Origin of the sequence: Aurantiacibacter rhizosphaerae (genome assembly GCF_009807005.1) — a bacterium.
GTDB lineage: Bacteria > Pseudomonadota > Alphaproteobacteria > Sphingomonadales > Sphingomonadaceae > Alteraurantiacibacter > Alteraurantiacibacter rhizosphaerae.
Map to the genome: position 1 here is coordinate 125415 of NZ_WUBR01000001.1, position 25856 is coordinate 151270.

31 protein-coding genes are annotated in these 25856 nt (G+C 62.4%); 14 read left to right on the forward strand and 17 right to left on the reverse strand.

Translation table 11 applies throughout. The features are described 5' to 3' along the window. The first annotated feature begins 1 nt into the window (after position 1). The 7 genes from GRF63_RS00640 to GRF63_RS00670 are packed head-to-tail and all read left to right on the forward strand — an operon-like array spanning position 2 to position 4212. The gene (locus GRF63_RS00640; protein WP_160484096.1) at positions 2-268 is read left to right on the forward strand and encodes a hypothetical protein; all 267 of its coding nucleotides are present in this window, start codon (positions 2-4) and stop codon (positions 266-268) included. Then, complete coding sequence (gene sufC / locus GRF63_RS00645) at positions 255-1001, forward strand: Fe-S cluster assembly ATPase SufC (protein ID WP_160484097.1); 747 nt, start codon at positions 255-257, stop codon at positions 999-1001. Before GRF63_RS00640 ends, sufC begins: the two co-directional genes overlap by 14 nt. Beyond that, positions 998-1744, forward strand: a complete 747-nt coding sequence (locus GRF63_RS00650; protein ID WP_160484098.1) for a SufD family Fe-S cluster assembly protein — start codon at positions 998-1000, stop codon at positions 1742-1744. The genes sufC and GRF63_RS00650 overlap by 4 nt, the downstream gene beginning before the upstream one ends. Then, on the forward strand, positions 1741-2136 hold the full coding sequence (locus tag GRF63_RS00655; RefSeq protein ID WP_160484099.1) for a hypothetical protein: 396 nt from the start codon (positions 1741-1743) through the stop codon (positions 2134-2136). Before GRF63_RS00650 ends, GRF63_RS00655 begins: the two co-directional genes overlap by 4 nt. A gap of 8 nt (positions 2137-2144) precedes the next feature. Then, positions 2145-3314 carry an aminotransferase class V-fold PLP-dependent enzyme gene (locus tag GRF63_RS00660; RefSeq protein ID WP_237392242.1) on the forward strand — a complete coding sequence of 390 codons (1170 nt, stop codon included), beginning with the start codon at positions 2145-2147 and terminating at the stop codon, positions 3312-3314. Positions 3315-3331: 17 nt separating this feature from the next. Further along, the gene (locus GRF63_RS00665) at positions 3332-3847 is read left to right on the forward strand and encodes an SUF system Fe-S cluster assembly protein (protein ID WP_160485312.1); all 516 of its coding nucleotides are present in this window, start codon (positions 3332-3334) and stop codon (positions 3845-3847) included. Continuing rightward, positions 3847-4212, forward strand: coding sequence for a HesB/IscA family protein (locus GRF63_RS00670; protein WP_202131532.1), 366 nt, complete (start codon positions 3847-3849; stop codon positions 4210-4212). The genes GRF63_RS00665 and GRF63_RS00670 overlap by 1 nt, the downstream gene beginning before the upstream one ends. 18 nt (positions 4213-4230) lie before the next feature. Here GRF63_RS00670 and GRF63_RS00675 read toward each other — a convergent pair whose 3' ends face one another. From GRF63_RS00675 to GRF63_RS00685, 3 genes are all read right to left on the reverse strand, one after another. Next, a complete protein-coding gene (locus GRF63_RS00675) occupies positions 4231-5172 on the reverse strand; it encodes a hypothetical protein (protein ID WP_160484102.1) in 942 nt (313 codons plus the stop codon). 92 nt (positions 5173-5264) lie between these two features. Then, positions 5265-5699: a hypothetical protein gene (locus GRF63_RS00680; RefSeq protein WP_160484103.1), complete on the reverse strand. Its 435-nt coding sequence runs from the start codon at positions 5697-5699 to the stop codon at positions 5265-5267. 28 nt (positions 5700-5727) lie between these two features. Then, on the reverse strand, positions 5728-6462 hold the full coding sequence (locus GRF63_RS00685) for an EI24 domain-containing protein (protein WP_160484104.1): 735 nt from the start codon (positions 6460-6462) through the stop codon (positions 5728-5730). A gap of 80 nt (positions 6463-6542) precedes the next feature. Here GRF63_RS00685 and GRF63_RS00690 point away from each other — a divergent pair, with 80 nt between their 5' ends. Continuing rightward, positions 6543-7553 (forward strand): adenosine kinase, encoded by a 1011-nt coding sequence (locus GRF63_RS00690; RefSeq protein ID WP_160484105.1) that lies wholly within the window; start codon positions 6543-6545, stop codon positions 7551-7553. A gap of 6 nt (positions 7554-7559) precedes the next feature. On the opposite strand, the gene GRF63_RS00695 is transcribed toward GRF63_RS00690, so the two are convergent. Beyond that, positions 7560-8609 carry an MBL fold metallo-hydrolase gene (locus GRF63_RS00695; RefSeq protein ID WP_160484106.1) on the reverse strand — a complete coding sequence of 350 codons (1050 nt, stop codon included), beginning with the start codon at positions 8607-8609 and terminating at the stop codon, positions 7560-7562. Positions 8610-8770: 161 nt separating this feature from the next. Here GRF63_RS00695 and GRF63_RS00700 point away from each other — a divergent pair, with 161 nt between their 5' ends. Further along, positions 8771-9271, forward strand: a complete 501-nt coding sequence (locus GRF63_RS00700) for a ComEA family DNA-binding protein (RefSeq protein ID WP_160484107.1) — start codon at positions 8771-8773, stop codon at positions 9269-9271. A gap of 16 nt (positions 9272-9287) precedes the next feature. Here GRF63_RS00700 and GRF63_RS00705 read toward each other — a convergent pair whose 3' ends face one another. Next, positions 9288-9860: a ferric reductase-like transmembrane domain-containing protein gene (locus GRF63_RS00705; RefSeq protein WP_160484108.1), complete on the reverse strand. Its 573-nt coding sequence runs from the start codon at positions 9858-9860 to the stop codon at positions 9288-9290. 17 nt (positions 9861-9877) lie between these two features. Then, on the reverse strand, positions 9878-11161 hold the full coding sequence (purD, locus tag GRF63_RS00710; protein ID WP_160484109.1) for a phosphoribosylamine--glycine ligase: 1284 nt from the start codon (positions 11159-11161) through the stop codon (positions 9878-9880). Between purD and xseA the strand changes: the two genes are divergently transcribed. Genes xseA through GRF63_RS00730 form a run of 4 tightly spaced genes read left to right on the forward strand, consistent with a single transcriptional unit; the run spans position 11160 to position 14829 of the window. Next, positions 11160-12611 carry an exodeoxyribonuclease VII large subunit gene (xseA, locus tag GRF63_RS00715; RefSeq protein WP_160484110.1) on the forward strand — a complete coding sequence of 484 codons (1452 nt, stop codon included), beginning with the start codon at positions 11160-11162 and terminating at the stop codon, positions 12609-12611. The two genes, purD and xseA, sit on opposite strands and share 2 nt — an antisense overlap. A gap of 37 nt (positions 12612-12648) precedes the next feature. Continuing rightward, positions 12649-12852, forward strand: a complete 204-nt coding sequence (locus GRF63_RS00720; RefSeq protein ID WP_160484111.1) for a DUF2093 domain-containing protein — start codon at positions 12649-12651, stop codon at positions 12850-12852. 50 nt (positions 12853-12902) lie between these two features. Further along, positions 12903-13811: a peptidoglycan DD-metalloendopeptidase family protein gene (locus GRF63_RS00725; RefSeq protein WP_160484112.1), complete on the forward strand. Its 909-nt coding sequence runs from the start codon at positions 12903-12905 to the stop codon at positions 13809-13811. A gap of 16 nt (positions 13812-13827) precedes the next feature. After that, a complete protein-coding gene (locus GRF63_RS00730) occupies positions 13828-14829 on the forward strand; it encodes an esterase-like activity of phytase family protein (protein WP_160484113.1) in 1002 nt (333 codons plus the stop codon). Positions 14830-14867: 38 nt separating this feature from the next. Here the strand turns inward: GRF63_RS00730 and rpmB are convergent, their stop codons facing one another. After that, positions 14868-15167, reverse strand: coding sequence for a 50S ribosomal protein L28 (gene rpmB, locus GRF63_RS00735; RefSeq protein WP_160484114.1), 300 nt, complete (start codon positions 15165-15167; stop codon positions 14868-14870). 139 nt (positions 15168-15306) lie between these two features. Between rpmB and GRF63_RS00740 the strand changes: the two genes are divergently transcribed. After that, the gene (locus tag GRF63_RS00740; RefSeq protein ID WP_160484115.1) at positions 15307-15762 is read left to right on the forward strand and encodes a nucleoside deaminase; all 456 of its coding nucleotides are present in this window, start codon (positions 15307-15309) and stop codon (positions 15760-15762) included. Between the two features lie 64 nt (positions 15763-15826). Here GRF63_RS00740 and GRF63_RS00745 read toward each other — a convergent pair whose 3' ends face one another. From GRF63_RS00745 to GRF63_RS00790, 10 genes are all read right to left on the reverse strand, one after another. Continuing rightward, entirely contained in the window at positions 15827-16714 is an 888-nt protein-coding gene (locus tag GRF63_RS00745; RefSeq protein ID WP_160484116.1) for an alpha/beta hydrolase, read from the reverse strand. Positions 16715-16835: 121 nt separating this feature from the next. After that, positions 16836-17552 carry a ribonuclease T2 family protein gene (locus GRF63_RS00750; RefSeq protein WP_160484117.1) on the reverse strand — a complete coding sequence of 239 codons (717 nt, stop codon included), beginning with the start codon at positions 17550-17552 and terminating at the stop codon, positions 16836-16838. Continuing rightward, on the reverse strand, positions 17533-17961 hold the full coding sequence (locus GRF63_RS00755; protein ID WP_160484118.1) for a hypothetical protein: 429 nt from the start codon (positions 17959-17961) through the stop codon (positions 17533-17535). The genes GRF63_RS00750 and GRF63_RS00755 overlap by 20 nt, the downstream gene beginning before the upstream one ends. After that, the gene (gene nadC / locus GRF63_RS00760; protein WP_160484119.1) at positions 17958-18821 is read right to left on the reverse strand and encodes a carboxylating nicotinate-nucleotide diphosphorylase; all 864 of its coding nucleotides are present in this window, start codon (positions 18819-18821) and stop codon (positions 17958-17960) included. Before nadC ends, GRF63_RS00755 begins: the two co-directional genes overlap by 4 nt. Positions 18822-18938: 117 nt before the next feature. After that, positions 18939-19733, reverse strand: a complete 795-nt coding sequence (locus GRF63_RS00765; RefSeq protein WP_160484120.1) for a LytR/AlgR family response regulator transcription factor — start codon at positions 19731-19733, stop codon at positions 18939-18941. Beyond that, positions 19730-20953, reverse strand: coding sequence for a sensor histidine kinase (locus tag GRF63_RS00770; RefSeq protein WP_160484121.1), 1224 nt, complete (start codon positions 20951-20953; stop codon positions 19730-19732). Before GRF63_RS00770 ends, GRF63_RS00765 begins: the two co-directional genes overlap by 4 nt. Positions 20954-21032: 79 nt before the next feature. Next, on the reverse strand, positions 21033-21725 hold the full coding sequence (locus GRF63_RS00775) for a DsbA family protein (protein ID WP_160484122.1): 693 nt from the start codon (positions 21723-21725) through the stop codon (positions 21033-21035). A 9-nt stretch (positions 21726-21734) separates the two neighbouring features. Further along, on the reverse strand, positions 21735-23108 hold the full coding sequence (locus tag GRF63_RS00780) for a M48 family metalloprotease (RefSeq protein ID WP_160484123.1): 1374 nt from the start codon (positions 23106-23108) through the stop codon (positions 21735-21737). A gap of 47 nt (positions 23109-23155) precedes the next feature. Next, complete coding sequence (locus GRF63_RS00785) at positions 23156-24208, reverse strand: phosphatase domain-containing protein (RefSeq protein WP_337189589.1); 1053 nt, start codon at positions 24206-24208, stop codon at positions 23156-23158. 148 nt (positions 24209-24356) lie between these two features. Beyond that, positions 24357-25790: a PAS domain-containing protein gene (locus tag GRF63_RS00790; protein WP_160484125.1), complete on the reverse strand. Its 1434-nt coding sequence runs from the start codon at positions 25788-25790 to the stop codon at positions 24357-24359. Positions 25791-25856 lie beyond the last annotated feature (66 nt).

The window sequence follows — 25856 nt, forward strand, 5'->3', positions numbered from 1 at the left end:
CATGAGTGCATCGATCGACAGGCTGGTCGCCATGGCGAAGGGTGAGGGCATGACCGGCGAACTGGTCCACTGGACCAAGGCCGACGTGTGGACCTTCCAGGGCCCCATGCCGGACGCCATCATGGCGGCAGGCACGGCAGACCCGGCGGTCGACTATTACTGGCAGGCCGCCAACGGCCCGCATCGGGAAGACACAGGATTTATCGACGGCGCGGCAAAAATCGCGATCTCGTTTGACAAAAAGAAAGACGACAATGCTGAAAATTGAAAACCTCCACGCCGAAATTGACGGCAAACCGATCCTCAAGGGCCTTTCGCTCGAAGTGAACGCGGGCGAGATCCACGCGATCATGGGACCGAACGGCGCGGGCAAATCCACGCTGGCCTATGTGCTGGGCGGCAGGCCCGGTTATGAGGTTACGCAGGGCAGCGTCACCTTCAACGGCAAGGACCTGTTCGAAATGGAGCCGCATGAGCGCGCTGCTGCCGGCATGTTCCTGGGCTTCCAGTATCCCGTTGAAATTCCCGGCGTTTCCAACGTGCAGTTCTTGCGCGAGGCGCTGAATTCCCAGCGCAAGGCGCGCGGCGAAGAACCGCTTTCGGGCGGTGAATTCCTGAAGCTGGCTAAGGAAAAGGCCGCCCTGCTGAAGCTCGACATGGAAATGCTGAAGCGCAACGTGAACGTCGGATTCTCCGGCGGTGAAAAGAAGCGTAACGAGATGGTGCAGATGGGCATCCTCGATCCCGCCTTCGCCGTGCTGGATGAAACCGATTCCGGCCTCGATATCGATGCGCTGAAGGTGGTGGGCGAGGGCATCAATGCCATCATGCGCAAGCCTGACAAGGCCGTAATGCTGATCACCCATTACCAGCGCCTGCTGGACTATGTGCAGCCTGATTTCGTGCACATCCTGGCCGCTGGGCGAATCGTCAAAACCGGCGATGCCGAGCTTGCCAAGCAGCTGGAGGCCGAAGGCTATGACGAGGTAATGGCCGCATGAGCGAACTCCCGACAATCCGTGACGAATCCTGGCGCTATGCCGATTTCGATGCTGTCGCAAAGCTGGGCGTGGAGGCGCTTGACCAGTGGCAGGACGTGTCCGTCGCTGACGGCGAAACGCATCGCCACTGCATGATCGTGGGCGGCGATGCGCCAGAGGTGCACCGCATCCGCCTGAACATTGGCAAGAGCGCACGGGCCGAGTTCTTCGTGGTCGTGATCGGCGATGATTACACCCGCGTGGAGGTGGAAACCGACCTTGGCGAGGGCGCGCATTTCGAATTTGGCGGCGTCACCATCGGCGGCGGCGATGCCGTGCGCGAATTCGTGACCCGCACCGCGCATGACCGGCCCGATGCCACCTCCAACCAGGTGGTGCGCGCCGTGCACTGGAACGAGGCGACAGGCAATTTCCTTGGCGCGATCAACGTGGGCCGCGAAGGCCAGCGCACCGATGCGGGCCAGGATTTCAAGGCGCTGGTGCTGGAAAAGGGTGCCACCGCCAATGCCAAGCCTGAGCTGGAAATCTTTGCCGACGATGTGAAATGCGCCCACGGCGCCGCCATCGGCCAGATGGACGAAATGGCGCGCTATTACATGGCCAGCCGCGGCATCGCGCCCGATGTGGCGCAGCGCCTGCTGGTGCGCGCCTTCATCGCCGATGCTCTCGCCGCGCTGGAGGACGAGGCAGAGGCAGAACGCCTGCTGGAAGCCGCGCTGAATGTGCTGGAGGCCCGCAGGTGAAGCGCGCCCTCGCCATCCTCCTCGCACCGCTGGCACTGGCCGCCTGCGCCACCACGCCGGTGATCGATGCGCCGCCCGCCAGCGCCTATACCCCGCTGAGCATCCCGGATCGCGCCTTCCAGTCCGAGGAGCAGGTGGCCGATTTCTACCTCAACCGCGCCAACACCGATGATGCCGAGATCACCCGCGAGATTGGCCGCGATGGGACCGGCCTTGGCAGCCGCATGATCCTTGTCACCACCGATGGCTATCGCGACGATTCCGTGATCGGAGAGCAATGGCGCATCGTGCTGGGTGAGGCTGACGATGGCTATCGCGTGCTGCAGGCGGGCATCCGCTACAATTGCGCGCGCGGTGCAAATCCGGGATGGAGCCGCAACCTGTGTCCGTAACGCAAACAATGTCTCGCAAGGCTGATTTTCCCGGCCTCGTTACTGCTGAGGGCAAGCCCTGGCATTACCTCGATTCCGCGGCCACGGCGCAAAAGCCACAAGTCGTGATCGATGCCACCAGCGATGCGATGGGCAAGGATTACGCCACCGTGCATCGCGGCGTCTATTCCCGCTCTGCCGAAATGACGCTGGGTTACGAGGCCGCACGCCGCACCGTGGCCAGCTTCATCGGCGGGCAGGAGGACGAAATCGTCTTTACCCGCGGCGCGACCGAGGCAATCAACCTGCTGGCCTATAGCTATCCGGACAAGGGGCGCGTGCTGCTGTCCGAGCTGGAGCATCATTCCAACATCGTGCCCTGGCAACTGGCGGGCTGGCAGGTGGACGTTTGCCCGCTGACAGACGATGGCCGAATCGATCTGGATGCTGCAGAGGCCATGCTGACGCGCGAGCACAAGATGGTCGCTTTCGCCCATGTCTCCAATGTCCTTGGCAGCATGGTGGATGGAAAGCGCGCTGCTGATCTGGCCCATGCGGTGGGCGCAAAGCTGCTGCTGGACGGGTGCCAGGCCGTGCCGCGCCTGCCGGTGGACGTTGCCGCGCTGGATTGCGATTTCTACGCCTTCAGCGCGCACAAGCTGTACGGCCCCACCGGCATCGGTGCGCTGTGGGGGCGCGCTGACCTGCTGGCCGCCATGCCCCCGTGGCAGGGCGGCGGCGCGATGATCGACAAGGTCGGCTTCGATGCCACCACCTATGCCCCGGCGCCACAAAGATTCGAGGCGGGCACACCTGCCATTATCGAGGCTATCGGCTTTGCCGCGGCCTGCGATTACGTGTCTGACATCGGGCGGGAAGCTATCCATCGTCACGAGGCAGAGCTTGTCCGCCAGACGCGCGAAGCGCTGGGCGCGATGAACGATGTGACGCTGTTTGGCCCCGATGACAGCGCCGGGATCGTGAGTTTCCTGATCGACGGGGTTCACCCGCACGATCTGGGCACCATATTGGATGAAGAGAACGTGGCCATTCGCGCAGGACATCACTGTGCGCAGCCGCTGATGGAAAAGCTGGGTATCACCGCCACCGCGCGCGCCAGCTTTGGTATTTATTCCGACGAAGACGACGTCGCCGCGCTGATCCGCGGTATCGAACGCACCAAGAGGATTTTCGGCTGATGGAAAATCAGGAAGACATGTCTCAGAAGGACGACAAGGATTTCATCGCAGCACCTTCGCCCACGGAGAACGTGGTGGCGAAGCCGCCCCGCGCCCGCGTTTCCGACGCGCCGCTGCCGGAGGAGGAGCCGGAGGAGGAATCCGCAGGCGAGAAGCTGGAGCGCAAGCGTGATTACCTGGAAGGGTTCCTGCAGAAGAAGCCCGAGGGCGTTGCTCCGGGTGAACCGGGCGGCGAGGTGCACCAGTCGGTAATCGATGCGCTGAAGGAAATTTACGATCCGGAGATCCCGGTGAACATTTATGACCTTGGCCTGATCTATAATGTCGAAGTGGCGGAAGATGCGGACGTGAAGGTCACCATGACGCTGACGACGCCCAATTGTCCGGTTGCCGAAACCATGCCCAACGAGATCGAGATGCGCGTGATGAGCCTGCCCGGCGTTCGCGATGCAGAGGTTGTGGTAACGTGGGATCCGCCGTGGGATCCTGCCAAGATGAGCGACGAAGCGCGGCTTGAACTGGGGATGCTGTGATGAGCGATACCAAGACAAGAACCCGCCCTGCGCCAAAGGCTGCCGTCATCCTTACGCCCGCTGCGGAGCAGCGCGTGGCGGATCTGATGGCGCGCGCGCCGGACGATGCGATCGGCGTAAAGCTGTCCACACCGCGCCGGGGCTGTTCAGGCCTCGCCTATTCGGTGGACTATATTTCCGAAGAACAGGGTTTTGACGAAAAGATCGAAACGCCCGGTGGCACCTTCTACATCGACGGCGCCAGCGTGCTGTATCTGATCGGCAGCACGATGGACTGGGTGGAGGATGATTTCACCGCCGGGTTCGTGTTCGAAAACCCCAATGCCAAGGGTGCCTGCGGCTGCGGCGAAAGCTTCATGGTCTAGGCCGTCTGGCCAGACCACTTACGCTACGCCGGTTTCTTCTGCGATGAAGCCCAGCAACGCCTCGTCATAGGCGTCCACTTCGCCGCTGGCGGCGATCTGCTGGTCCAGCCATGCCTGTTCGATGCCGTTTACCTCGGCTTCTGCGGCAACCTGCTCTGACCGGCTGGGGCCTTCGTCCTTTTTGCCGAACACCACACCAAACGCATTGGGCGCGCTTTTTGCCATATTGCCCATGAAGCGGCCGATGCTGGCCTTGTTGTCGGCCACGAAGGCTTCCAGTTCCAGCATCCGTTCATGGCTGATCTGCCCGTTGGAATGGGCAAAGCCCATCAGGTAATTGCCCACGGATTGCACGAACAGGCGCTGGAATTCCGGCACATTTTCCTGTGCGGCCACGGCGTTCTTGATGCGGAACATCACCTCCGCCTCGCGCCGACTGACGGCTGCGGGGCGATCGCTGGCCTGGCCGAAGATGACGCGGCGCAGGATACGGCATTCCGCCTCTGTCACATGGCTGTCGGACAATTCTCCGCCACAGCGGGTGGGGCCGACGCCTTCCAGCACCTCACGCTCCAGCACGCCGAGAACGAAGGTTTTCAGCGTCTCCGGCACGTTGTGCGCGCGCTCTATGATGCGGGTCAGCAGTTCCAGCTCCGTCATGGAGCAGACCTTGCCATCCAGTTCCACCTGCCCAATCAGCCAATTGGCCTCCTCCGCGCTGGCAAAGCCAAGCGGATCGCTGCCATTCAGGACGAAATTCTGGATCGCCTCGACAAAAAAGTCAGACCATTCGCGCGACGGGTTTTCGATCGCGTGCTGGGTGGCGAAGACGATCTCCGCCTCCTCCCGCGTCATCCTGCCATCGGCCCAGCCGGCACCGCGCAGGGCCAGCACTTCTTCCGAAGTGATCGAACGGTCGGCAGCGGCGTGCCGGGCAATCTCGGCGAATTCAAAACTCATGGGGGTCGGTCCTCCTGTCGCGCAGGATATGCCCCAACAGGCTTAATTTCGTGTTACCATGCCCGCTAGCTTCGGTCCCTCAACCCCAAGCCTCACCGACGGCGAGAAAGGGCCTGGATACAGGCTACCCTGTCCACTGCCGCACCATCACTGGCCCGCCGTGCCTCTATCCACGTGGCCACCGGCTGCGCACCGGGGGACAGCGGGTAGAGATAGACATCCATCACGCAGGCATCGGACTTGAACTGCAGCTTGTGCATGTCCCCCTCCGGCGTATCCAGCCGCGGCTGGCCAAAGCGCGCGATGAGCGAGGAGGCCGGTTCGCGGATAATGCCGCCAAGGCCCGGACCCTGCAGAATTTCCGGCGCGCGAAAACCGGCGGCGGAGCGCGGCGGGGCCGGGGCATCCGTGGGCGGAACAACGCGCGGATCAACGGTGGAAGGCGGCGGCAAAGGCGTCTGCCGCGCCGGGATGGCGGTACAGGCCGAAAGCGAGGCGGCAGTCAGAAGGGTGATGATCAGGCGCATGTTTTGCGGCTTTCCAGAAAGGCTGTGTCTAACGCGATTTGCGGTGCACCAGGTGCGTTGCCGATGCCGCTCCCAGCACCGGGGCCAGGAAATTGGCGAAGGGTATGGCCAGCATCGCTGCGACAACGCCGCCCAGCACGAAACGTTCTCCTCTGCCAAGGGGCGCGCTGGATTTGCCTGCCTGAGCCTGCACTGGCGATGAATCTGCTAACGATGAGTCCGCGGTCGAATGGCGCAGCCACACCATGTCCTGCAACTCGCGCCCCAGCAGCACGGCATTCACCAGCAGGAATAGGGCAAAGGTGCCCACGCCCGTGAACAGCAGGACAAGGGCGAAGGGCAGCGCGATCAGATTGGCCAGCAGCGCGCGTCCGGCGCTGGCAAGGGCGGCGCGCATCTGCTGGGCGAAGGAAAGGTTGCGCGCGGTCTTGGCGGCATGCGGATAATATCGCGCTTCCACCGCCAGCACCACGTCCTCTGCATAGAACTGGATCACGGCCATCGCCACGATCCGCCACACCAGCCACAGCGCCACCAGCGCCATGATGAAGGACAGGGCCCCGCGCATGGCCCCGGCGCCGCTGAACAGTGCATCGTCCAGCCCGCCGCGCGCCAGCAGCCAGTCCAGCGCAAACCACCCGGCCACGGCCACCGCCACGAACACCGCGAGGGTAACCGCGATGCTTTTCAGCAGGATGCGCAGCACCGCGCCATCGAACATCTGGCGCAGGCCCAGCCCCAGCGATGTGACGAGAGAACCCATAGGCGCTTGCGATTGCGCGCCCCATCGGCCAAGTCAACGCCGCTTGGCGTATTCGCGCCGTAAAATGTTCAGGAGACTGCATGACTTCCCCCCGTTACGACGTAATCGCGATTGGCAATGCCATTGTCGATGTGATGGCTCCCGCTTCGGATGAACTGGTGGAAGAGCTGGGCATGACCAAGGGCGGCATGATGCTGGTGGATGCCGATCAGGCGAAGGACCTGTATGATGCGATGGGCCCGGCAAAAGAGATTTCCGGCGGTTCGGCGGCCAACACGCTGGCTGGCCTTTCGGGCATGGGAGCGCAATGCGCTTTCGTGGGGCAGGTTGCCGATGATCAGCTGGGCAATGTCTTCACCCATGATATCCGCGCCGTGGGCATCGATTTCGATGTTCCTGCGCGCCCCACCAGCGACAAGGAATCAGAGCCGCCTACCGCGCGTTGCCTGATCTTCGTAACGCCCGATGGCCAGCGCACGATGAACACCTTCCTTGGTGCCACGCAGTTCCTCCCTGCCGATGCGCTGGATGAAGAAGCCATCGGCGGCGCGCAGATCCTTTATCTGGAAGGCTATCTCTGGGACCCGGAGGAGCCGCGCAAGGCGATGCGCGCCGCGATCAAAAGCGCGCGGGACGCGGGCCGCAAGGTTGCCTTCACCCTGTCCGATGCGTTTGTGATTGATCGTTATGGCAGTGATTTCCGCGCTCTGATCGATGATGGCATGATCGATATACTGTTCGCCAACGAGCTTGAACTGGCGACCTTGACCGGAGAGACGGATTTCGACGCCGGTATCGATGCGCTGAAGGACAAGGTGCCCACGCTGGTGGTGACACGCAGCGAGAAGGGCGCGGTTTGCGCGACCGGCGGCGGAATGCACACCGTCGCGGCAGAGCCTGTGGCAAAGGTGGTGGACACCACCGGCGCGGGCGATCTGTTCGCCGCGGGCTTCCTGTTCGGCCATGTGCGCGGGGAAGAGCCTGCCCGCTGCCTGAGGCGCGGTGCAATCGCGGCGGCGGAAATCATCAGCCACTACGGCGCACGGCCCGAAGCCGATCTTGCCAAGCTGATGAACGAAAAGCTGGGATAATCGCGCCTAGAGCGGCACGACCATCCCATCCTCTGCCACGATGATCGGGCCGCTGAAGCGTTCTGCCACCCCGGCGACATAGGTGCTATCCGGCACATCCAGCAGCGCGCCGGGTGCCAGATGGGTTAACACCACCCGCTCCACGCCCGCCTCTGCCGCCATCTGGCCCACCTGTGTGGGACTCGCATGGGTATCCACCATGTGCCGCCACACGCCCTCTTCCGCCCCGGCAAAGGCGCCGCCCGCCACCATGGCATCGAACGCGCGGCGCATGGCCACAGGCTCCAGCACTTCGCACACGAACACGTCCGCGCCCCTGGCCAGAGCCACGAGATTCTCCGAATAGGTGGTGTCGCCGGAGAACACGATGGAATCGCCCCAGTCGAAGCGGAAGGCAAGGCTTCCCTGGGTTTCCAGCCCATCGATGCTGGCGGGATAGTGGGTGTTCTGCGCGCAGGAAATGCGCACCCCGTTTTGCTGCACGGGCACATCCCCGTCGGTGACTTCCACGGCCTTTATGAAGTCGAGAAAACCGGGGGGCCGCGCCTCATCCAGAATGCGGATCTTCGCATTGGGCGTCAGCGCGGCGCGCAAGCCATTAACATAGGCCTGCGTTCCTGTGGGGCCATAGATCACGACGTCCCGGTTGCGGCTTTGCGTGGCCATGTGGGTGAGAATGGCAAACAGGTCTGATGAATGATCATCGTGCAAATGGGTGAGGAAAATGGCGTCCACATCCTGATGGTGCAGCCCGGCGGCCACCATGCTGGCCAGCGTGCCATAGCCGCAATCGATCAGGAACAGGTTCTCCCCCACGCGCAGGGCATTGGCGGTTTCACTGCGGGATGGGCCGTAATTGGGGCCACCCTGCGTGCCCAGCAGGATGAGTTCCGCAGTGGAGGACGACGACGCCTGCGTGCCGCCTTGCGCCATTGCCTGCGAATTCGCCTGCGCCTGTGACACGCAGGCCGCCAGCGGCAGTGCAACTGCGCCTGCCAGGATGCTGCGCCGCGAGAGCACAGCCTGGCTCGCCCGAACGAAACCGGATTCCTTCACCTGATATTCTCCCTCTCCAGAATTGAGCACCTTAGAGAACGGATCGCATCGGGCAAGCGCGCGATACAATTGTGCAGTTGCGTTCTTGCAAAGCATTCGCAATAAGGCCCGCTCCAATCAGAATCGGGTCCGATCAGGATCGCATCAAGAAGGATTTACCTATGCGCAAACTCGTATTTGTCGCCGCATTGGCCGGCACCGCCCTTTCCCTGTCCGCCTGTGGCGAAAGCGCAGAGGTGGAAGCACCCGTGGAAGAGGACGTCAGCGTCGACCTGCCCGAAACCACCGAGATGACCGGCGTCATCGATGCCAGCACCGCCACCGTGGAAGAACTGTCCGCCGTAGAGAGCATCTCGCCCGAACTGGCAGACGCCATCGTCGCCAGCCAGCCTTATGCAGATGTCACCGCGCTCAACACGGTATTGCTGGAAAACGTCTCTGAAGACGAAGCCGGCATAATTCTGGAGCGGGTGTTCGTGCCGGTTAACCTGAACGATGCCAGTGAAGAGGCGATTGCCCTGATCCCCGGCATGACGGGCAAGATGATCCACGAATTCGAGGAATATCGCCCCTACGCCGACATGGACGAATTCGACCGTGAAATCGGCAAATATGTGGACGCCGAAGAAGTGGCGCGTTTCCGCAATTACGTAACGCTTTAACGGCTGCTGGCGCCCCCTAGCGCCGCTGTAGCCACAGCCTGACGATCTCGATCACGGCCAGTATCGCAATGTTGATATAGGCCGTGGTCGGATCGAATGCCGCCAGTGCCCAGTGCACGAACACCAGTATCGCGGCGGGATACACCAGCCGGTGCAGCCGCTTCCAAGCGCGCTTCATCGCCCGCATTGATGCATCGTTGGATGTGACTGCCAGCGGCACGAACAGGGCAAAGGCCAGCCAGCCTGTCAGCATGTCTGCCGATGCTGCCTCTTCCAGAATGGGCGCCAGCGCGGCCTTCTTCACCAGATAGACGATCAGATGCGCGCTCGCATAGGCGAAGCTGGCAACGCCCAGATCGCGCCGTCTGCGCATCAGGAATTGGGCAAAGCCATGCTGGCGAAACAGCAGGCGGATCGGCGTCACCGCCAGTGTCAGCAGCAGCAGCCAGGCCGCCCAGTCACCGGTATCGCCAATCGCATGGCCATAGCCATAGGCATCGGGCGTGAAGGTCCATTGCCCCATTATCCACGCACCGGGCAGGGCCAGCACCAGCCACAGAAGGGGGCGCGAACCGGTGATGGCTTTCATTGGCACGGCGGTTGCCCTTATCCCTCTCGCTCGATCTCGCGCCAGCCGATGTCCTTGCGATAGAACCCGTTGGGGAAATCCACCTTCGCAACCGCTGCATAGGCGGCATCCTGCGCAGATTTGGTATTTGCTCCGCTGGCGGTGACGTTCAGCACGCGGCCGCCGCTGGCGACCAGCGCGCCATCGGCAAGGCTGGTGCCCGCGTGGAATACCTTTGCGCCTGCGCTTTCCGCATCGCGCAGGTCGATCGCGCCGCCTTTCTCCGGCGTGCCGGGATAGCCGTTTGCCGCCATCACCACTGTCATTGCCGTATCTTCCGAGAAAGTGGGTTCGGGCAGCGTGGCAAGAACGCCCCTGGCGGCGGCCAGCATGTAAAGCGCAAGATCGCTTTCCAGCCGCATCATCAGCACCTGGCATTCCGGATCGCCAAAGCGGCAGTTGTATTCCACCAGCTTCACGCCATCCTGCGTCAGCATCAGGCCGGCATACAGCACGCCCACATAGGGCGTACCTTCCTCGCGCATCTGGCGCACGGTGGGAAAGACGATCCGCTCCAGCGTTTCGGCCACCAGCGTATCCGACAGCACGCGGGCGGGGCTGTATGCGCCCATGCCGCCGGTGTTGGGGCCGGTATCGCCTTCGCCCACCCGCTTGTGATCCTGCGCCGTGCCGAAGGGGATCACGGTCTCGCCATCGGTCAGTGCGAAGAAGCTGGCCTCCTCGCCTTCCATGAACTCCTCTATCACCACCTCTGCGCCGGCATCGCCGAAGGCCCCGCCAAACATATCCTCCAGCGCGGAGATGGCGTGGCCCTCGTTCTCTGCAATCACCACGCCCTTGCCCGCGGCCAGACCGTCTGCCTTCAGCACATAGGGCGGGGAGAAGGTGGACAGGGCCTGCTTCGCCTGTTCCAGCGATGTGCAATGGACATAACCCGCCGTTGGAATGCCCGCCCGATCGCACAGCGCCTTGGTGAAGTTCTTGCTGCCTTCCAGCTGTGCGGCGGCTTTAGAGGGGCCGAACACGGCGATGTTGGCGGCGCGAAGGCTGTCTGCCAGGCCATCCACCAGCGGCGCTTCCGGCCCGATCACCACCAGGCCGATGGCATTCACCGCGCAAAAGCCGATCACGGCATCATGGTTCGATGCGTCCAGCGAAACCAGCTGCGCACACTCGGCAATGCCGGGATTGCCGGGGCTTGAGAAAAGCTTGCCGCCGTTGACAACGATAGCTTCGGATTGCGCCAGCTTCCAGCACAGGGCATGCTCACGGCCGCCTCCGCCCAACACAAGGATATTCATGGCGCAACGCACTCCCTACGACGATTCTTCGGATGACCGGCTGTTAGCGACGAGTGAGGCGGGCGACAATTCCGCACCGCTCACGATCACCGAGATTTCGCAGGCATTGAAGCGCACGGTGGAGGATCGCTTTGGCTATGTGCGCCTGCGCGGGGAGCTTTCGGGCGTCAAACGCGCCGCGTCGGGCCATTTGTATCTTGCGCTGAAAGACGAAAAAGCCGTGCTGGACGGCGTGATGTGGCGCAGCGCCGTGCCGCGCCTGGCGTTTCAGCCGGAAGATGGCATCGAGGTGGTCGCCACCGGCAAGCTGACGACATATCCGGGCCGCAGCAAATACCAGATCGTGATCGAGAAGATGGAGATCGCGGGCGAAGGCGCGCTGCTGGCCTTGCTGGAAAAAACCAAGGCGCGGCTGGAGGCGGAAGGGCTGTTCGACCCGGCGCGGAAACGCCCGCTGCCCTTTGCCCCGCGCGTGATTGGCGTGGTGACGTCTCCCACCGGCGCGGTGATTCGCGATATCCTGCACCGCTTGGAGGATCGCTTTCCCAGCCATGTGATCGTGTGGCCGGTGCTGGTGCAGGGTGATGGCGCGGCAAAGCAGGTGACGGCGGCTGTGCGCGGCTTTGGTGCGCTGGAGCCAGGCGGCGCGGTGCCCCGGCCAGACCTGCTGATCGTGGCACGTGGCGGCGGTTCTATCGAGGATCTATGGTGCTTTAACGAGGAGATGGTGGTGCGCGCCGTCGCGGAAAGCCCGATCCCCGTGATCAGCGCCGTGGGCCATGAAACCGACACCACGCTGTGCGATTACGCTGCCGATCGCCGCGCGCCCACGCCCACTGCCGCTGCCGAGATCGCGGTGCCGGTGCTGCGCGAATTGCGCGCCACCATCGATGATCTGGCGCACCGGCAAGGCAAATGCGCGCTGCGCCCGGTGGAGCTGGGGCGTGAGCGCCTGTCCGCACGGGCAGACCGCCTGCCACGGGCGGAGCAGTTATTGCAACCCCATGCGCAGCGGCTGGACGAGCTGGGCGAACGCCTGCGCCGCGGGCTGGTGGACCGCGCGGCAAAGGGGCGGGAGCAATTGTCCGAAATGCGCCTGTCGCCCGCGATCCTGCGCGGCAATCTGCGCGATGCCAAGCAGCGGCTTTCCTCCGCTCGCCTCTCGCCCTTGCTGGTGACGCGCCCCATCGCCGACCGGGCACAGCGGCTGGCCGCGCTGGAGCGGCTGCGCCTGCAACTGGACCCCAAGGCCCCGCTGAAGCGCGGTTACGCGCTGGTGAGCGCGGAGGGGCACCCCGTCATCGCATCGCAGGCAGAGGCGGCCCGGCAATCGCTGCTGACGCTGGAATTTGCAGATGGCAGCATGCAGGTGATCCCAGGTTCTACCCCCAAGGCAAAGCCAAAACGCCCCAAGGCCGCGCCGGATAACGGCCAGCCCACGCTACTGTAAATTGCACTGCAAGCCTTCACCCACTACATAGGCCGCCATGTTGATGTCATCCTCTGATAAAGCCGCAACGCTGATGTATGGCCCGAACGGCTTTCGCATCGTGAAGCCCGGCCATTTCGTGGTGTGCGCCCAAAGCGGCGTACCGGTTCCCCTGGAAGAGCTGCGGTACTGGAGCGTTGAGCGGCAGGAACCTTACGCCAGCGCGGAACTTTCCACGCAGCGCGCGCTTCAGGATCTGTGACGATCAAGCAGAAGTTTTTCGCGATAACGGCCCTTTTTTCGGCGAGTGCCGTGTGTGCCGCCTGTGCCGTGGTTCCGCAATCGGACAGCGCCCCGCGCACGCCGACATCCGCCCCGCAGGCAGAAACGGTGCAGGCGATTGCCACGCCCGCGCCGACGCCCGTTCCCACTCCAACGCCAACCCCCACCCCCAGCGGCCCGTCCACCTTCATCTATGATGGCGAGTTGACGCAGGGCGGATGGATTCGCGGGCAGGCGCCCGGCGGAACTGTTTCTGCGCGTCTGGGTGAAACCGAGCTAGTCCTTGATGACGACGGCAATTTCTTTGCCGCGTTCGATCGCGATGCCGGGACGCAGGAAGTGCTGGTGGCGACATTGCAGAATGGCCGAGAGGTGCGCAGCCCGCTCACCGTGTCTCCGCGCGACTGGAACATCGAACGCGTCAACGTGGCGCGCCGCGCAGGCGGGGCGAGCGAAAGCTTCATGCGTCGCCGCCAGCCAGAGCTGGACGCGATCTGGGATGCGCGCACCGCCGAATCGGATACGGACGGCTGGAAGCAGGATTTCATCTGGCCGCTGACGGGCCGCATCTCCGGTCGCTTCGGCTCCCAGCGCATCTATCGCGGCGAACCGGGCAGCTATCATTCTGGCATCGATATCGCCACGGGTAGCTCTGGCAATCCCTTCGTGGCGCCCGCGGATGGCGTGGTGACGTTGGCGACGGATTCGCCCTTCAGCCTTGAAGGCAATTTGCTGATCATCGATCATGGTGCCGGTCTGAACAGCGCATTCCTGCATCTGTCGGATATCGCCGTTCAGGATGGTGACGTGGTGAAGCAGGGCCAGATGCTGGGCCGCATCGGTTCTTCCGGGCGGGCCACTGGGCCGCATCTGCATTGGAGCCTGAAATGGCACCTCACCCGGCTGGACCCCATTTTGTTCACCGGCCCCATGCCCTGAAACCGGGCAGGGGCAGATGAGAAAGCGCCGCCTGCTGGCCGGAGCATTGCTGGCATTGATGCTGGCGCCCGGCACCCTGCTCCGCAGCCAGGTGCGCGCAGAACCGACGGCGGACCTTGCGATAACGCGGGTTGCCGATCTGCCCGCTGTCACCAGCGAAGGAGGCTTCACGCGCGGCGAGGTGTGGCAGCTGGACAGCTCTCGCATCGATTTTGGCGGCTATTCAGCTCTTCTAGTGCTGGGCGATGCCACGCTTCGCGCTTTTTCGGATCGCGGCAGACTGATTACGTTTGCAACGCCAGGCCAGCCGGAAAACCGGACCGTAAAGTTCGCCAATCTGTGGAATCGGGGCGACCTCAGCAATACGGTGCCCGATATAGAGGCGGCCACGCGCGATCCTGCTACCGGGGATTACTGGGTGGCGTTTGAAAGCAGCAATTCGGTGATCCGCTACTCCCTCGCAAGCGAGTATATTCGCTCTCGCAGTCCGCCTAGCTGGCAGGATTGGCCGGAGAACGCCGGTGCAGAGGCGATGGCGCGATTGCCCGATGGACGGTTTTTGATTCTGCCGGAAGGCGATTCCAACGGCCTTCTCTATCCGTCCGATCCCACGGGCGAAGTCGCGCCGCAGAAATTCCGCTTCACCATTCCGGGCGGTTATGACCCCACCGATCTGGCGGCACTGCCAGACGGGCGGGTTCTGGTGCTGCTGCGCAAGCTGGACTGGGCGCTGCCACCCTTCGCCACGGCCATTGGCATAGCCGATCCGCGCGATCTGGCAGATGGCGCGGTGCTGAATATCGATGTGCTGGTGCGGCTGGACACAATCCTGCCGCGAGAGAATTACGAGGCGCTGGCCATCGCGGGCGTGGATGCGGATGGCCCGGACAAGGGCGCAGTGCGCCTATGGGTCATGTCGGACGACAATCTCGCCTCTTTCCAGCGCACCTTGCTGGCGCAGCTTGTCTGGCGAGAAGAACCGGCAGACAGCGCGCACGAAAAAGCGCGCGAGGAATGAACCTCACGCGCTTTTCAAATCCGTTTGGCTGAAGCGCCTTACGCGGCGGCTTCGGAGCTTTCGACGGCTTTCTTCAGCTCACGCTTCACGCGCTGTGCGCGGGTGGAGAGCTTTTCGTTCTTGGTCTTCAGCAGCCAGTTATCCAGACCGCCATTGTGTTCAACCGAACGCAGGCCGTGCGTCGAGACACGGAACTTGAAGCTGCGATCCAGCTTTTCGCTGATCAGCGTGACGTTCTGCAGGTTGGGCAGGAAGACGCGCTTGGTCTTGTTGTTGGCGTGGCTGACATTGTGGCCGACCTGGCGGCCCTTGCCGGTAAGTTCGCAAATACGCGACATGACGAAATCTCTCGTTAGAAACGGTTGTCTGGTGCAGCTTTTGGGCTGGGAAAGGCGCGCGCTTACAGGGCACCTGCAGATTCGTCAAGCAATCCTCGCCCCATTGCAGCGCGCACCGCAACGCTTTAGCGCGCAAGGCATGACCCGCTGGCCCCCGCCCGAACCCATGCGCCGCGCCCTGCAACTGGCCGAACAGGCCGCTGCGGCGGGCGAAGTGCCCGTTGGCGCGGTGGTGGTCAAGGATGGAAAGGTGGTTGGTGAGGGGCACAATCTCACCCGCACGAATCACGATCCCACCGCCCATGCCGAGATGGTGGCGATTCGGGCGGCGGCAGCGGCGCTGGGGGATGAACGACTGACCGGATGCGATCTCTACGTCACGCTGGAGCCGTGCCCGATGTGCGCCGGTGCGATCAGCCATGCACGGGTCGCGAGGCTCTATTACGGCGCGAGCGACCCCAAGGGCGGCGCGGTGGAGCACGGCGCGCGCGTGTTCCAGCAGGCGCAATGCCTTCACAGGCCAGAGGTTTATAGCGGTCTGGGCGAGGGCGAGGCGGCAGAACTGCTGCGCGGATTTTTCGCGGAACGGCGGTGAGAACCGCGAATGTCTGATGATGAACCAATAGCGGTCATCGCAGAAAACGATTTGTTCAGGTTCTTCAACCGCTGTTTTCCTCAAGGAACCTGATGAAAAAGTCATGGCTTTCGGCGAGGTCAGAAAGATCAGGGTCGAAACCTGGGCCTGGAATTTGTTGCTCTAGGTTTCGAGACATCAGGTGCCCCCTAGCTGGGAAACGCATCAATTCACATTTCCCGCCAAGATTGATCTGGCGCGCACAGAATTCCTCGACGGTGGGAATCGGAGCCAAGCGATCCATTTCCCCGTGCGCCATCGCAGTCGGAGGAAGAGCACTTATCATGTTGTGCAATGGAGAGTGGGCCTGTGGTTCTGCCTTATCGTGAAGAAGGCTCCGAAAGCGATCAGCGAAGCTCATCACCTCAACACTCGCCGAGTTGAGCAGCAAAGCGGAAGGAGGTGCGACGGGGTTCTCGCACCCGTGCGTAACCAGGTTGGCCGCCAGGTGCGCTCCCGCCGAGATGCCGAAGAGAGCTATCTTTTGGTCGTCGATATGATTGAAGCGCTTATCTCCACGCACCCACTGTAATGCATGGCAGGCATCGGACAGCGCTTCGATAGGCGTATTGTTTTCATCTGCTAATCGGTACTGGATCGAGATTGCTGTAATGCCTGCCGAGGCAAAGGCATTCGCTGCCATGAAAGTGGATTGCGGACTTCCCGTAAAATACCCTCCGCCATGAAAAAGAAGAATAGCGGTATCGGTAGCTTCTGTTGCATCCGGTTCGAACACAAAGGCAGAGAGCGTTTCATTATCGAGCCGCCGATAGATTAGCCGCTCGGGCGCGGCTTGTCCTGCGGCCGACTCCGAAGTGCTTACGGTGGCGCTATCTCGCTCAGCTACATTGTCGGCGCCCGTGCTAGCGCAACCTGTAAGGACGAACGAAAGTATAAGAGCAACAGATCTCATCAGACTCCCCTCCTGATTTGACTTCGACAATGTCAAATAAGGGAGGAAGGGACAAGGCACTGGCTCGGCATAAGCGATTGCAGCTCGTTCGAATGACCGCTTCCCATCCCACAATCGGACGTCAAAGCCCCCGCCAGATCCGCACCCGTTCGTCATCCGCCGGACCGAACCTCTGCCTGTCGCAAGCCGTCGGCATGAAATTCGCGCCGTAGCAGAGCCGCAATTCACGCAGCCACCCGCGATCATTCACCACCAGGCCCACGTCCTCTGCATCCCAATAGGGATTCGCGTCCGCAAAGGTGGTGCGCACATCGCCCGCCGTCAGGTCGTCTCGGCGGGAGAGGCGATCGAAGTCGGGCCAGCGCAGGCTGTTCCACAGGATGCGGGTGACGCGCAGATAGGCATCGGGGTTTGGCGTCATGCAGGCGCCGTGCTTGCTCCATTGCCGCGCCAGCAGCGCCGTGTCGGGCGTCATGCACATGGAGCGGCGCAATTCATTGTTGCTGGGCTGGCGGCGGGTGGGGCACCATTGCGGCCACTTGCCCGGCCCGCTTTCTGGCCAGAGGCCGTGGACGATGAAGGCAAATCGTCCGGCCCGCCCGCCGCATTGCCGCGCGTGGCGGGGCTGATCATCGCGGAAGCGGCAGAACTCCGGGCTCCAGCTGAGTGCAAGGGTGTATCCACGCACGGGCGACCGCCTCACCGGGCCGTCACGTTCGATCTGTGGCAATGATACAGGGCCGGAAGGCACGCGGCACTGATACGCCTGTGCCTGGGCCGTGGCAGGCAGGACAAGCGCAAGGGCAGCCAGCGTCAGCCTAGTGAATGACGCCGGCATCACGCCTCCCTCTGCTGGCCAACCAGCGGTTCGAATCGGGCGCAAACAGCAAGGCGGCGGCAACCATGGAAAGGCCCAGGGCTATCTGGTGGACCGGCAGGCCGAATACCCATGGCGCGCCATCAAAGCTGAAAAGCCGCCAACCCGCCATCACGCCAACGACGATGCGCGCGATGCGCACCGCGCGGAACCAGACGAGCGCCACGGGTATGCAGGCGATGGTGAATTCTGCGCTGAGCGCAACGATGGCAAGGTCTGTGGTGATCGCGGTGCGTGGCAGCCAGTTCAGCAAATCCGCGATCATGCGCGTGGGATCGTAAAGTCCGGCGACAAGGCGAAGCAGGGCAGCGCCTAGAAAAAGGATTGCAAACAGCCGGATCGGCCAGGGGCGCGGCCCCTCGACCTTCATTCTACGGTGAAATCCAGGCCGATATCGGCCGCAGGCGCGCTTTGCGTCAGACGGCCGACGGACACGTAATCGACGCCGCTGGCCGCCTTGGCCCTGATCGTCTCCAGGGTAATTCCGCCGCTGGCCTCTGTCTTCGCGCGGCCACCGATCATCTCCACGGCCTTTCGCAGGGTTTCAGGGCTCATGTTGTCTAGCAAGATGTGATCCGCCCCTGCGGCCAGTGCAGGTTCGATCTGCTCCAGCAGGTCCACCTCGCAGATAATGTTCTTGACCCCGGCATCACGCGCGCGGCGCACGGCCTCGCCCACGTTTCCGGCGACGAGGATGTGATTGTCCTTGATCATGGCTGCATCCCACAAACCCATGCGGTGATTGTTGCCGCCGCCCATGCGCACGGCATATTTCTCGATATGGCGCAGGCCGGGAATGGTCTTGCGGGTATCGAGCAGGGTGCAGGCCGGATTATCCATCGCATCGACATACTGGCGCACCAGCGTGGCGATGCCGGAGAGATGCTGTACGGTGTTAAGCGCGCTGCGCTCCGCCGTCAGCATGGCGCGGGCATTGCCGGAAAGGCGCATCAGATCCGTACCGGGGCCGACCTTGTCACCATCGCGCACCAGCAGTTCGATCTCCATGTCTGGATCGAGATGGCGGAAGAACCCCACGGCGATGGGCAGACCCGCCACCGTAATGGCATCGCGGCTGTCCATCACGCCCTGGAAACGCGCATCGGCGGGGATCACGCTGGTGGCGGTAACATCGGTGCCGCCGCCCGGCAGCCCTTCGCCAAGATCTTCGGCAAGCGTTTCACGGACGAATGAGGGAAGGTCGAAGCCTTCGAGTTTGAATTCTGTCATGGATCATCCCTGCATCGGTCGCGAAGCGACCGCAAGGGCGAACGCCCGCCCGCAGCGGGCGCAGCTTGCTGCGCGTCTAGCGAGGACGAACCCGCGGAGGCGGGTTCGAAAAGCAAATCAATGCACGAACCGCGCAACCACGTCCCTGTAACTGCGGCTCACTTTCACCTCTGCGCCGCTATCCAGCACCAGGAAGCATTCGCCATTGGTGTGCGGTTTCACCTGTCGCACCTGATCGAGGTTCACGATGGTGGAGCGGTGGACGCGCTGGAAATTCTTGGGGTCCAGCCGCCGTTCCAGATCCTTCATCGTTTCGCGCAGGATCAGCGAGTTGTCGCCGGTGTAGATGCACATGTAATCGCCCGCCGCCTCGATATGTTCGATGGTATCGACATCGACACGGAAGATCTGGCCGCGATCCTTCACGTTGATCATCTTTTCATACCGACCGGCAGCATCGCCATCCTCGTTCAGCACTTCCAGGCTGTCGGGGCTGACTTCGGCCAGCACGTCCTTCAGCTTCTCCGCCTCGTCGGCAGAGCGTTTTTCGGCAAGGCGCTGGCGCACGCGTTCGATGGTGTCGGCCAGCTTGTCCTCGTCTACCGGCTTCATCAGGTAATTCACCGCATTTGCTTCAAAAGCGCGGATGGCGTGTTCCTGATATGCGGTCACGAAAACGAACAGCGGCGGATCAACATCCATCACGCCTTTTACGACGGAGAACCCGTCAAAACCCGGCATCTGGATGTCGAGGAAGACGAGATCGGGTTTCTGCGTCTTGATCGCGCGAATGGCTTCGCGGCCATTGGCGCAGGTTTCGATCACCTCGATATCGCTATGCGCTTCGAGGCGCAGTTGCAGGCCTTGGACGGCAAGCTTCTCGTCATCGACGACTATGGTACGGATGCTCATGCGTTGGCTCCGGTTCTGGGGGCTGGGGCGGGTTCTCCGCCACTTCGGGTTGGTGTCATTGCCCCGCTGTTTGAAACGGTGGAGCGCCGGGGAAGTTTCGCCAGATCGCGCGGGTCTTCCTCAAGCTCCCCCTGTTCATAGGGCAGTTCGATAGTCACGGTAAAGCCGCCATCGGGCGGAGTCTGGATTTCAAAGCGGCTCTCTTCACCATAGGCCTGCGCCAGGCGATCGCGGATGTTGGCAAGGCCAACGCCGGTGGATGACGGCGTGGCTGCCAGCGTTTCAGCATTGCGCTGCGTTCCTTGCAATCCCGGCCCGGTGTCGGACACGGTCAGCCGCAGCATATTACCGATCACCTGCGCGGAAAGGCTGATCCGGGCGCCCTCTTCCTGAGCCGAAACGCCATATTTGATCGCATTCTCTATCAGCGGCTGCAGCAGGAAGGACGGGATACAGGCGCGCGAGGCGATATCGTCAACGCGGAAATCGGTGCGCAGCCGTTCTTCAAATCGCATGCGCTCGATATCGAGGTAGAGCTTCAGCGTCTCCACTTCCTGCGCCACGGTAACCTTGCCGCCCGGCTGGCTGACCAGCGTATGCCGCAGGAAACTGCTGAGGCGGGTCAGCATGGCATTGGCGGGCTTTGTTTCGCCCAGCAGCACCAGCGTGCTGATGGAATTGAGCGTGTTGAACAGGAAGTGCGGGTTAAGCTGATAGCGCAGCATGGCCAGCTGCGCGCTGGTGGCCTGCGTTTCCAGCCGCTCCAGCCGGTCTGCCTGCTGTTCCACCTGCAAAAAGAAGTTGATGGCGTAATACAGGGCGGACCATGCGCCCAGCAGCGTCATGTCGATATAGGCAACACCCAGCATCAGCTGCAGGAAACTCGCCTCGCTGCCGCCCTGATACACATCGATGGTCCAGGCGTTGATGAATGCAGACACGCCCACGGCGATCAGCAGCACGAAGGCGGTGGATGTCCATGTTACCAGCGGACTGCGATTGATGAGATTTGAATAGACGACCGATAGCACGGTGCTGATGGAAAAACCGGCGATTGCGCCGATCAGCACGGTGATCAGGAAGTCCAGCGGTCTTTCATTGGCGATAACCGTTGCTGCGCGAAAAACCGCCGCGCCGCCCCAGCCCAGCATTTGCAGGCGCCAGAACGCCTTGTTCTTGTCGGCAAAGAATGGCCGGGGGCTGATGGGCAATACGCTCATTCCGCCTCTTATACTCTCGTTGCCGCCCCTTGGCTGCGGGCCTGTGCCGGGTTTCGGCTCCCGTTCGAGGCGGTTCGCCTCAGGAATCGCGAGCCTCGTCAATCGCAGCGCCCAGCACTTCTGGCCCAACCGCGCCCGAAAGCACCTGGTCGCCCACCACCCACGCCGGGGTTCCGTTCACGCCCATGTTCTGCGCCAGAAAGACGTTGTTCTGCAGCTGGCTTTCGAAACTGCCCGCCTCGATGGCGGCCTGCGCGCGTTCAAGATCCACGCCCGCTTCCCGTGCCGCCTGCTCTATATTGCCGGCAGACAGGCCTTCTGCGGCGAACATGGCATCATGAAACTGCTCGAACCGGCCCTGCTGCGCTGCGGCCAGCGCCATGCGCGCGGCATCCGCGCTGCCGGCAGAGAGAATGGGATATTCGCGGATCACCACTTTCACATCGGGATGGGCGGCGACAATCTGCTTCACGTGGTCAAGGCTTTGACGGCAATAGCCGCAGGCGTAATCGGTGAATTCAACTAGGGTGATTTCACCATCGGGGTTACCGATCACCGCGCCGGGAAAGGGCGTTTCCAGTTCGCTGCGCAGCGGCTCTATCCGCGCCACCATGTCGCGGCGCTGCAGTTCCTGCATCGCTTCCGGCAGGATTTCGGGATTGGCAAGCAATGCCTCTCGCGTGCGGTCCGGCCCAAGCCCGGCGTAATCCCAGGCGGCAGCACCGGCAAAACCGGCAACAAGCGAGACACAAAGAGTGATGATCCAGCGCATCACACGGGCTTAGTTGCGATCCCGCTGGCGTTCAAGCAATCCGCGCGCCTGCAGCGCCACGTCCTGCGCGCGTATCCAGTCGGCAGAGCCGGTGGGCAGGCCGTTCTCCGCCGCTTGTGCATTCAGCAATGCAGCCTGCGCATTGCCCTGCATCACCAGTTGTTCCGCGCTGGCCAGCCGGGCCCGGGGAATATCGCCGCGCTGGCCGTAAACAACGCCCAGCTGATACCAGGCGGAGGGGTTTTCATGATCCCGACCAACCGCTGCGCGCAGGACGCCTTCCGCTTCTTCCAGATTGGCGGGGTCCTCGGTCGCGATCAGCGCGTGGCCAAGCGACGTGGCAATTAGCGGGTTGGAGCCCGTGATCTGCGTGGCCCGGCGCAATGGCGGCAAGGCCTCTTCCACATGGCCGGATTCCAGCAGGATCTGGCCCTTCAGCTCCAGGAAATAGGGATCATCCGGATCCGAAGCGATCAGGGCATTCACCTCCTCCAGCGCCTTATCCACCTGGGCAGACTGATGGTAGGCGTAGGCGCGGGCATAGCGAGCGGGGGCGGCAGTCATATAGGTGGGATAGGCAATCAGCGTGCGCTCCGGCTTTGCCAGATAGCCAAACAGCTTCGCCTTGGCCCGCTGGAAACGCTCCTCCATCACCGGATCGGGCGGCGTATCCCACGCGGGATCTTCCACATATTGTTCCCGCAGCCGCGCGATGCGATTGCCCGACAGGGGGTGGGTGCGCGAATATTCGCGGTCCGCACTCTGGTTGATATTGCGGCGAAATTCATAGTCTTGCAGTTTTTCAAAGAACGCCAGGCTGCCGCGCCCGCTGATGCCGGCATCGGAAAGGAATTGCGCGCCAGCCGCATCGGCGCTGGCTTCCTGTGTGCGGCTGAAGGCAAGGAAACTGCCCATCGCGGCCTGCTGTCCTGCCGCCATCACGCCCATCGCCGCCTCTCCGCCGCCGGCAAGGGCAGCGCCGACTGCCAGCAGGGTGGTGAGCAGGCTGATCTTGGAGGCATTGCCCACGCCTTCGGAAAAGCGATTGATATGGCCGCCGGTAATGTGGCCCAGTTCATGCGCCAGCACGCCTTCAACCTCATTCGCATGATCGGCGGCGTTGATAAGCCCGGAATGCACGAAGATACGCTGACCGCCAGCGACAAACGCGTTTATCGAGCCATCATTGATGAGGACGATCTCTACCGCGGCCTCTCCCAATCCGGCAGCCTCTGCCAGCGGATCGACCATGTCCTGCAGCAGGGTTTCGGTTTCGGCATCGCGCAGCACGCTGATGTTTTGCGCCATGGCGGGCTGCACGGTCAGGGCGAGCGCGGCGCATACGGCCAGCAGCCGGGCGGCGAGGGTTTTGAACGTAGCCATTTATGACGCCAGCCTAACGGTTCGTGCCATGAACCGGAACTGAAGAATTAATCCTGCGCTGCCTCTGCCGACTGGGCAGCGGCGGGATCGCTTGCCTCATCCACCACCACGCCTTCCACCGCTTTCACGATCTGCTGCGTCTCTCCGCTGGGGGTGAAGCCGTTGGCACGCAGGAATTCCAGGCCCGTGGCATAATCATCGCCCATCCACAGCGGGATGCCGGTATCGCGAATGGCGGTGATGCTGGCCTCTTCCTCGGCCGAGAACTTCTCCTCGGAAACCGTGCGCATGAACACGGCGGCAATCTGGTCAGGAAATTCCTTCACCACGCTGGCAAAGGCGGGGAAGTCGCCCTGCGTATCGTCACCGATCAGGGCGAACTTCATGTCGGGATACATCTCCAGTATCTCGAATATCGCATCGGTCTTGTGGCTGCCGTGGCTGGATTTGCCGAAGGTTTCGCGGTTCAGGCCCCAGTCGCGCAGCTTGATCGGGCCAAGCGGAAGGCCGCGCATCCGCTGAAATGCCACGAGGTAGGCAAACAGGTTCCACGGGCTGGAGGATACATAGAAGAAGGGGCGCCGCGTTGCTGGCATCTGTTCCTTCGCCAGCTTGAGGCCATCGGCCTTCGCGGCATCGCCAAGCTCATTGTAGAATGTATCCGCCCCCGGCACGATGGCGCGCTGGCCGGGCATTCGCGCAAACACGCGCTTCCAGTTCTTGGCAACCGAACCGATGCCGCCAGTGATCCCGGTTTCGATAATGGTATCGTCAATGTCGGAGATCACCGCGAGCCTGCCGTCCATGCCGGGGGCGAGGATATGGGCATCGACCTGTCGCGGGCCGTCTTCCGTATTCCAGTGAAGCTGGGCAATTTCCCAGGCCGGAAACTCCGGCAGATCCCACTCCGGATCCAGCGGAACATCGAAATGCACGAAGCCCTCGCTGTCGCTTTGCGCGGTGTGGGACAGGGAGGGACCGTCCTCGCCCTCCACGATGAGGGTGACGTCCACGCCTTTCACTTCATGGCTGATGAACTGGCCCAGCATGGTGCCGATAGCGGCAAGGCCGGTCTGTTCCTCGAACTTCGCATCGCCCACGCGCAGCGCGCGGGCCGATAGGACAAGCCGCGATCGGCTCCGATGTCCAAAATAGGGTTCGATGCGAAGCGGCCGGGTCGGGAAAATGGGCATATTTTCCCTAACCCGCCCGGCAAGCGTAAAGTTCCGCCCCGATTAGTCTGAGGGACTAGTCGAGCAATTCGCGCGCAGCCTTTTCGATCAGCGCCGCATTGGCTGGCACTTCACCCAGCATAACCACATCGCCGCTTTCGGTACGGCGGATCATCACCAGGCCGAATTCCTCGCCCTGTCCGCCAAGCGATTCGAAACGGCGCGGTTCGAGGGCGCGCAGCTTGCGGGCGAGGGATTTCTTCGGGCTGTCCGGCTTGGGCGCGGGGGGCTTGCCATCCTGTTCACGGCGGAAGGCGCGCTCTGCAGCGATAATGCCTTTCAGGCCGCCGTCTGCATCCTTCAGATGTTCTGCCAGTCCGCCGCGCGGCACTCCGGTGCGCTTTGCCCAAGCCAACACCGCGGCATATTCGGTCAGCCGCGTCTTGTCGTAATCCACGCCGAACACCAGTTTCACCACCGGAGTCATCGGGGCGCGTTCCTGCATGGTGAGGCCGGAATCCTCCAGCAACTCCCTGAATTCCTGCGGAGATTCCAGCGCCGCAATGGCAAAGTCATAGGCCCGCGATACCGCACCATAAAGCGAGGCGCGCGTGCGTTCTTCGCTGTTCTGCGCCAGTTGCGCCATTTCGCGCGCAGCGGCCAGCCAATCGGCAAGGCCCATGTCTTCCGCTTCCAGCTGCACGCCGGGGAAGGGGTCTGCGGCGGCATCGTCAACGTCCGTTTCCGCCGTGAAGTCTGCCGACTGTCCAAAGGCGTCCATCATCGATGCAGATGCGCTGGCCGGGCCATCGGCCCAGTCGACGATCTCGGACGGGGTGAGGCGCAGCGGCTCTTCATCCGCATGCTGATCAACGGGTTCGCCGTCAGCCTCGTCATCATCGCTGTCCAGCGCCTGGTCGATCTGCAGCAGCAATTCGTCTGCCACATGCGATTCGGCCATCTCTTTCCAGTTGATGACGCCGTAGATGAAATCGATGCTCTCATCATCGCTGGAGAAGGGCAGCAGGATGCCGCGATAAAGGATGTTGGCACCGCGATCGTTTACGAATTCGGCTTCGAAACCGATCGGCGCCTGATTGGCGATGATCTGCATGTAATGATCGGTAATACGGCTCAGCAGCGAGCGCGCAGGCACATCGGAAAGCTGTTCGATGTTCTGGCCGCTGACGTCACACTCTTCCGCCAGGCGATCGCCCAGGAAAGCGACTTCGGGATTTTCCAGTCCGCGAGAGAAATCCAGCAGCACGCTGTTCGGGCCGAAATCGGGCAGCGCCTGGGGATCGAGATCGTCGATCGCGGGGAAATTGCGATTATCCAGCAGGCTGGCCCAGAAATTATAGGCGCGCACCTGCATCCGGCGCTCATCCGTGCCGATCGCGGGCGGAGGGGTGTTGTCCACCGCCTCGTCATGCTCGTGATCCATCGAATCGAGACCTGGCCCCAGGTCCGCCGTGTCGAGCGCTCCGAAACTGCCGCGCAATGTGTCCATGCCGAAATCGCCTTCCCTATGTCTTTCTAGCAAAGACACATTTGGCGATTTTTGGTAAAAATTTGG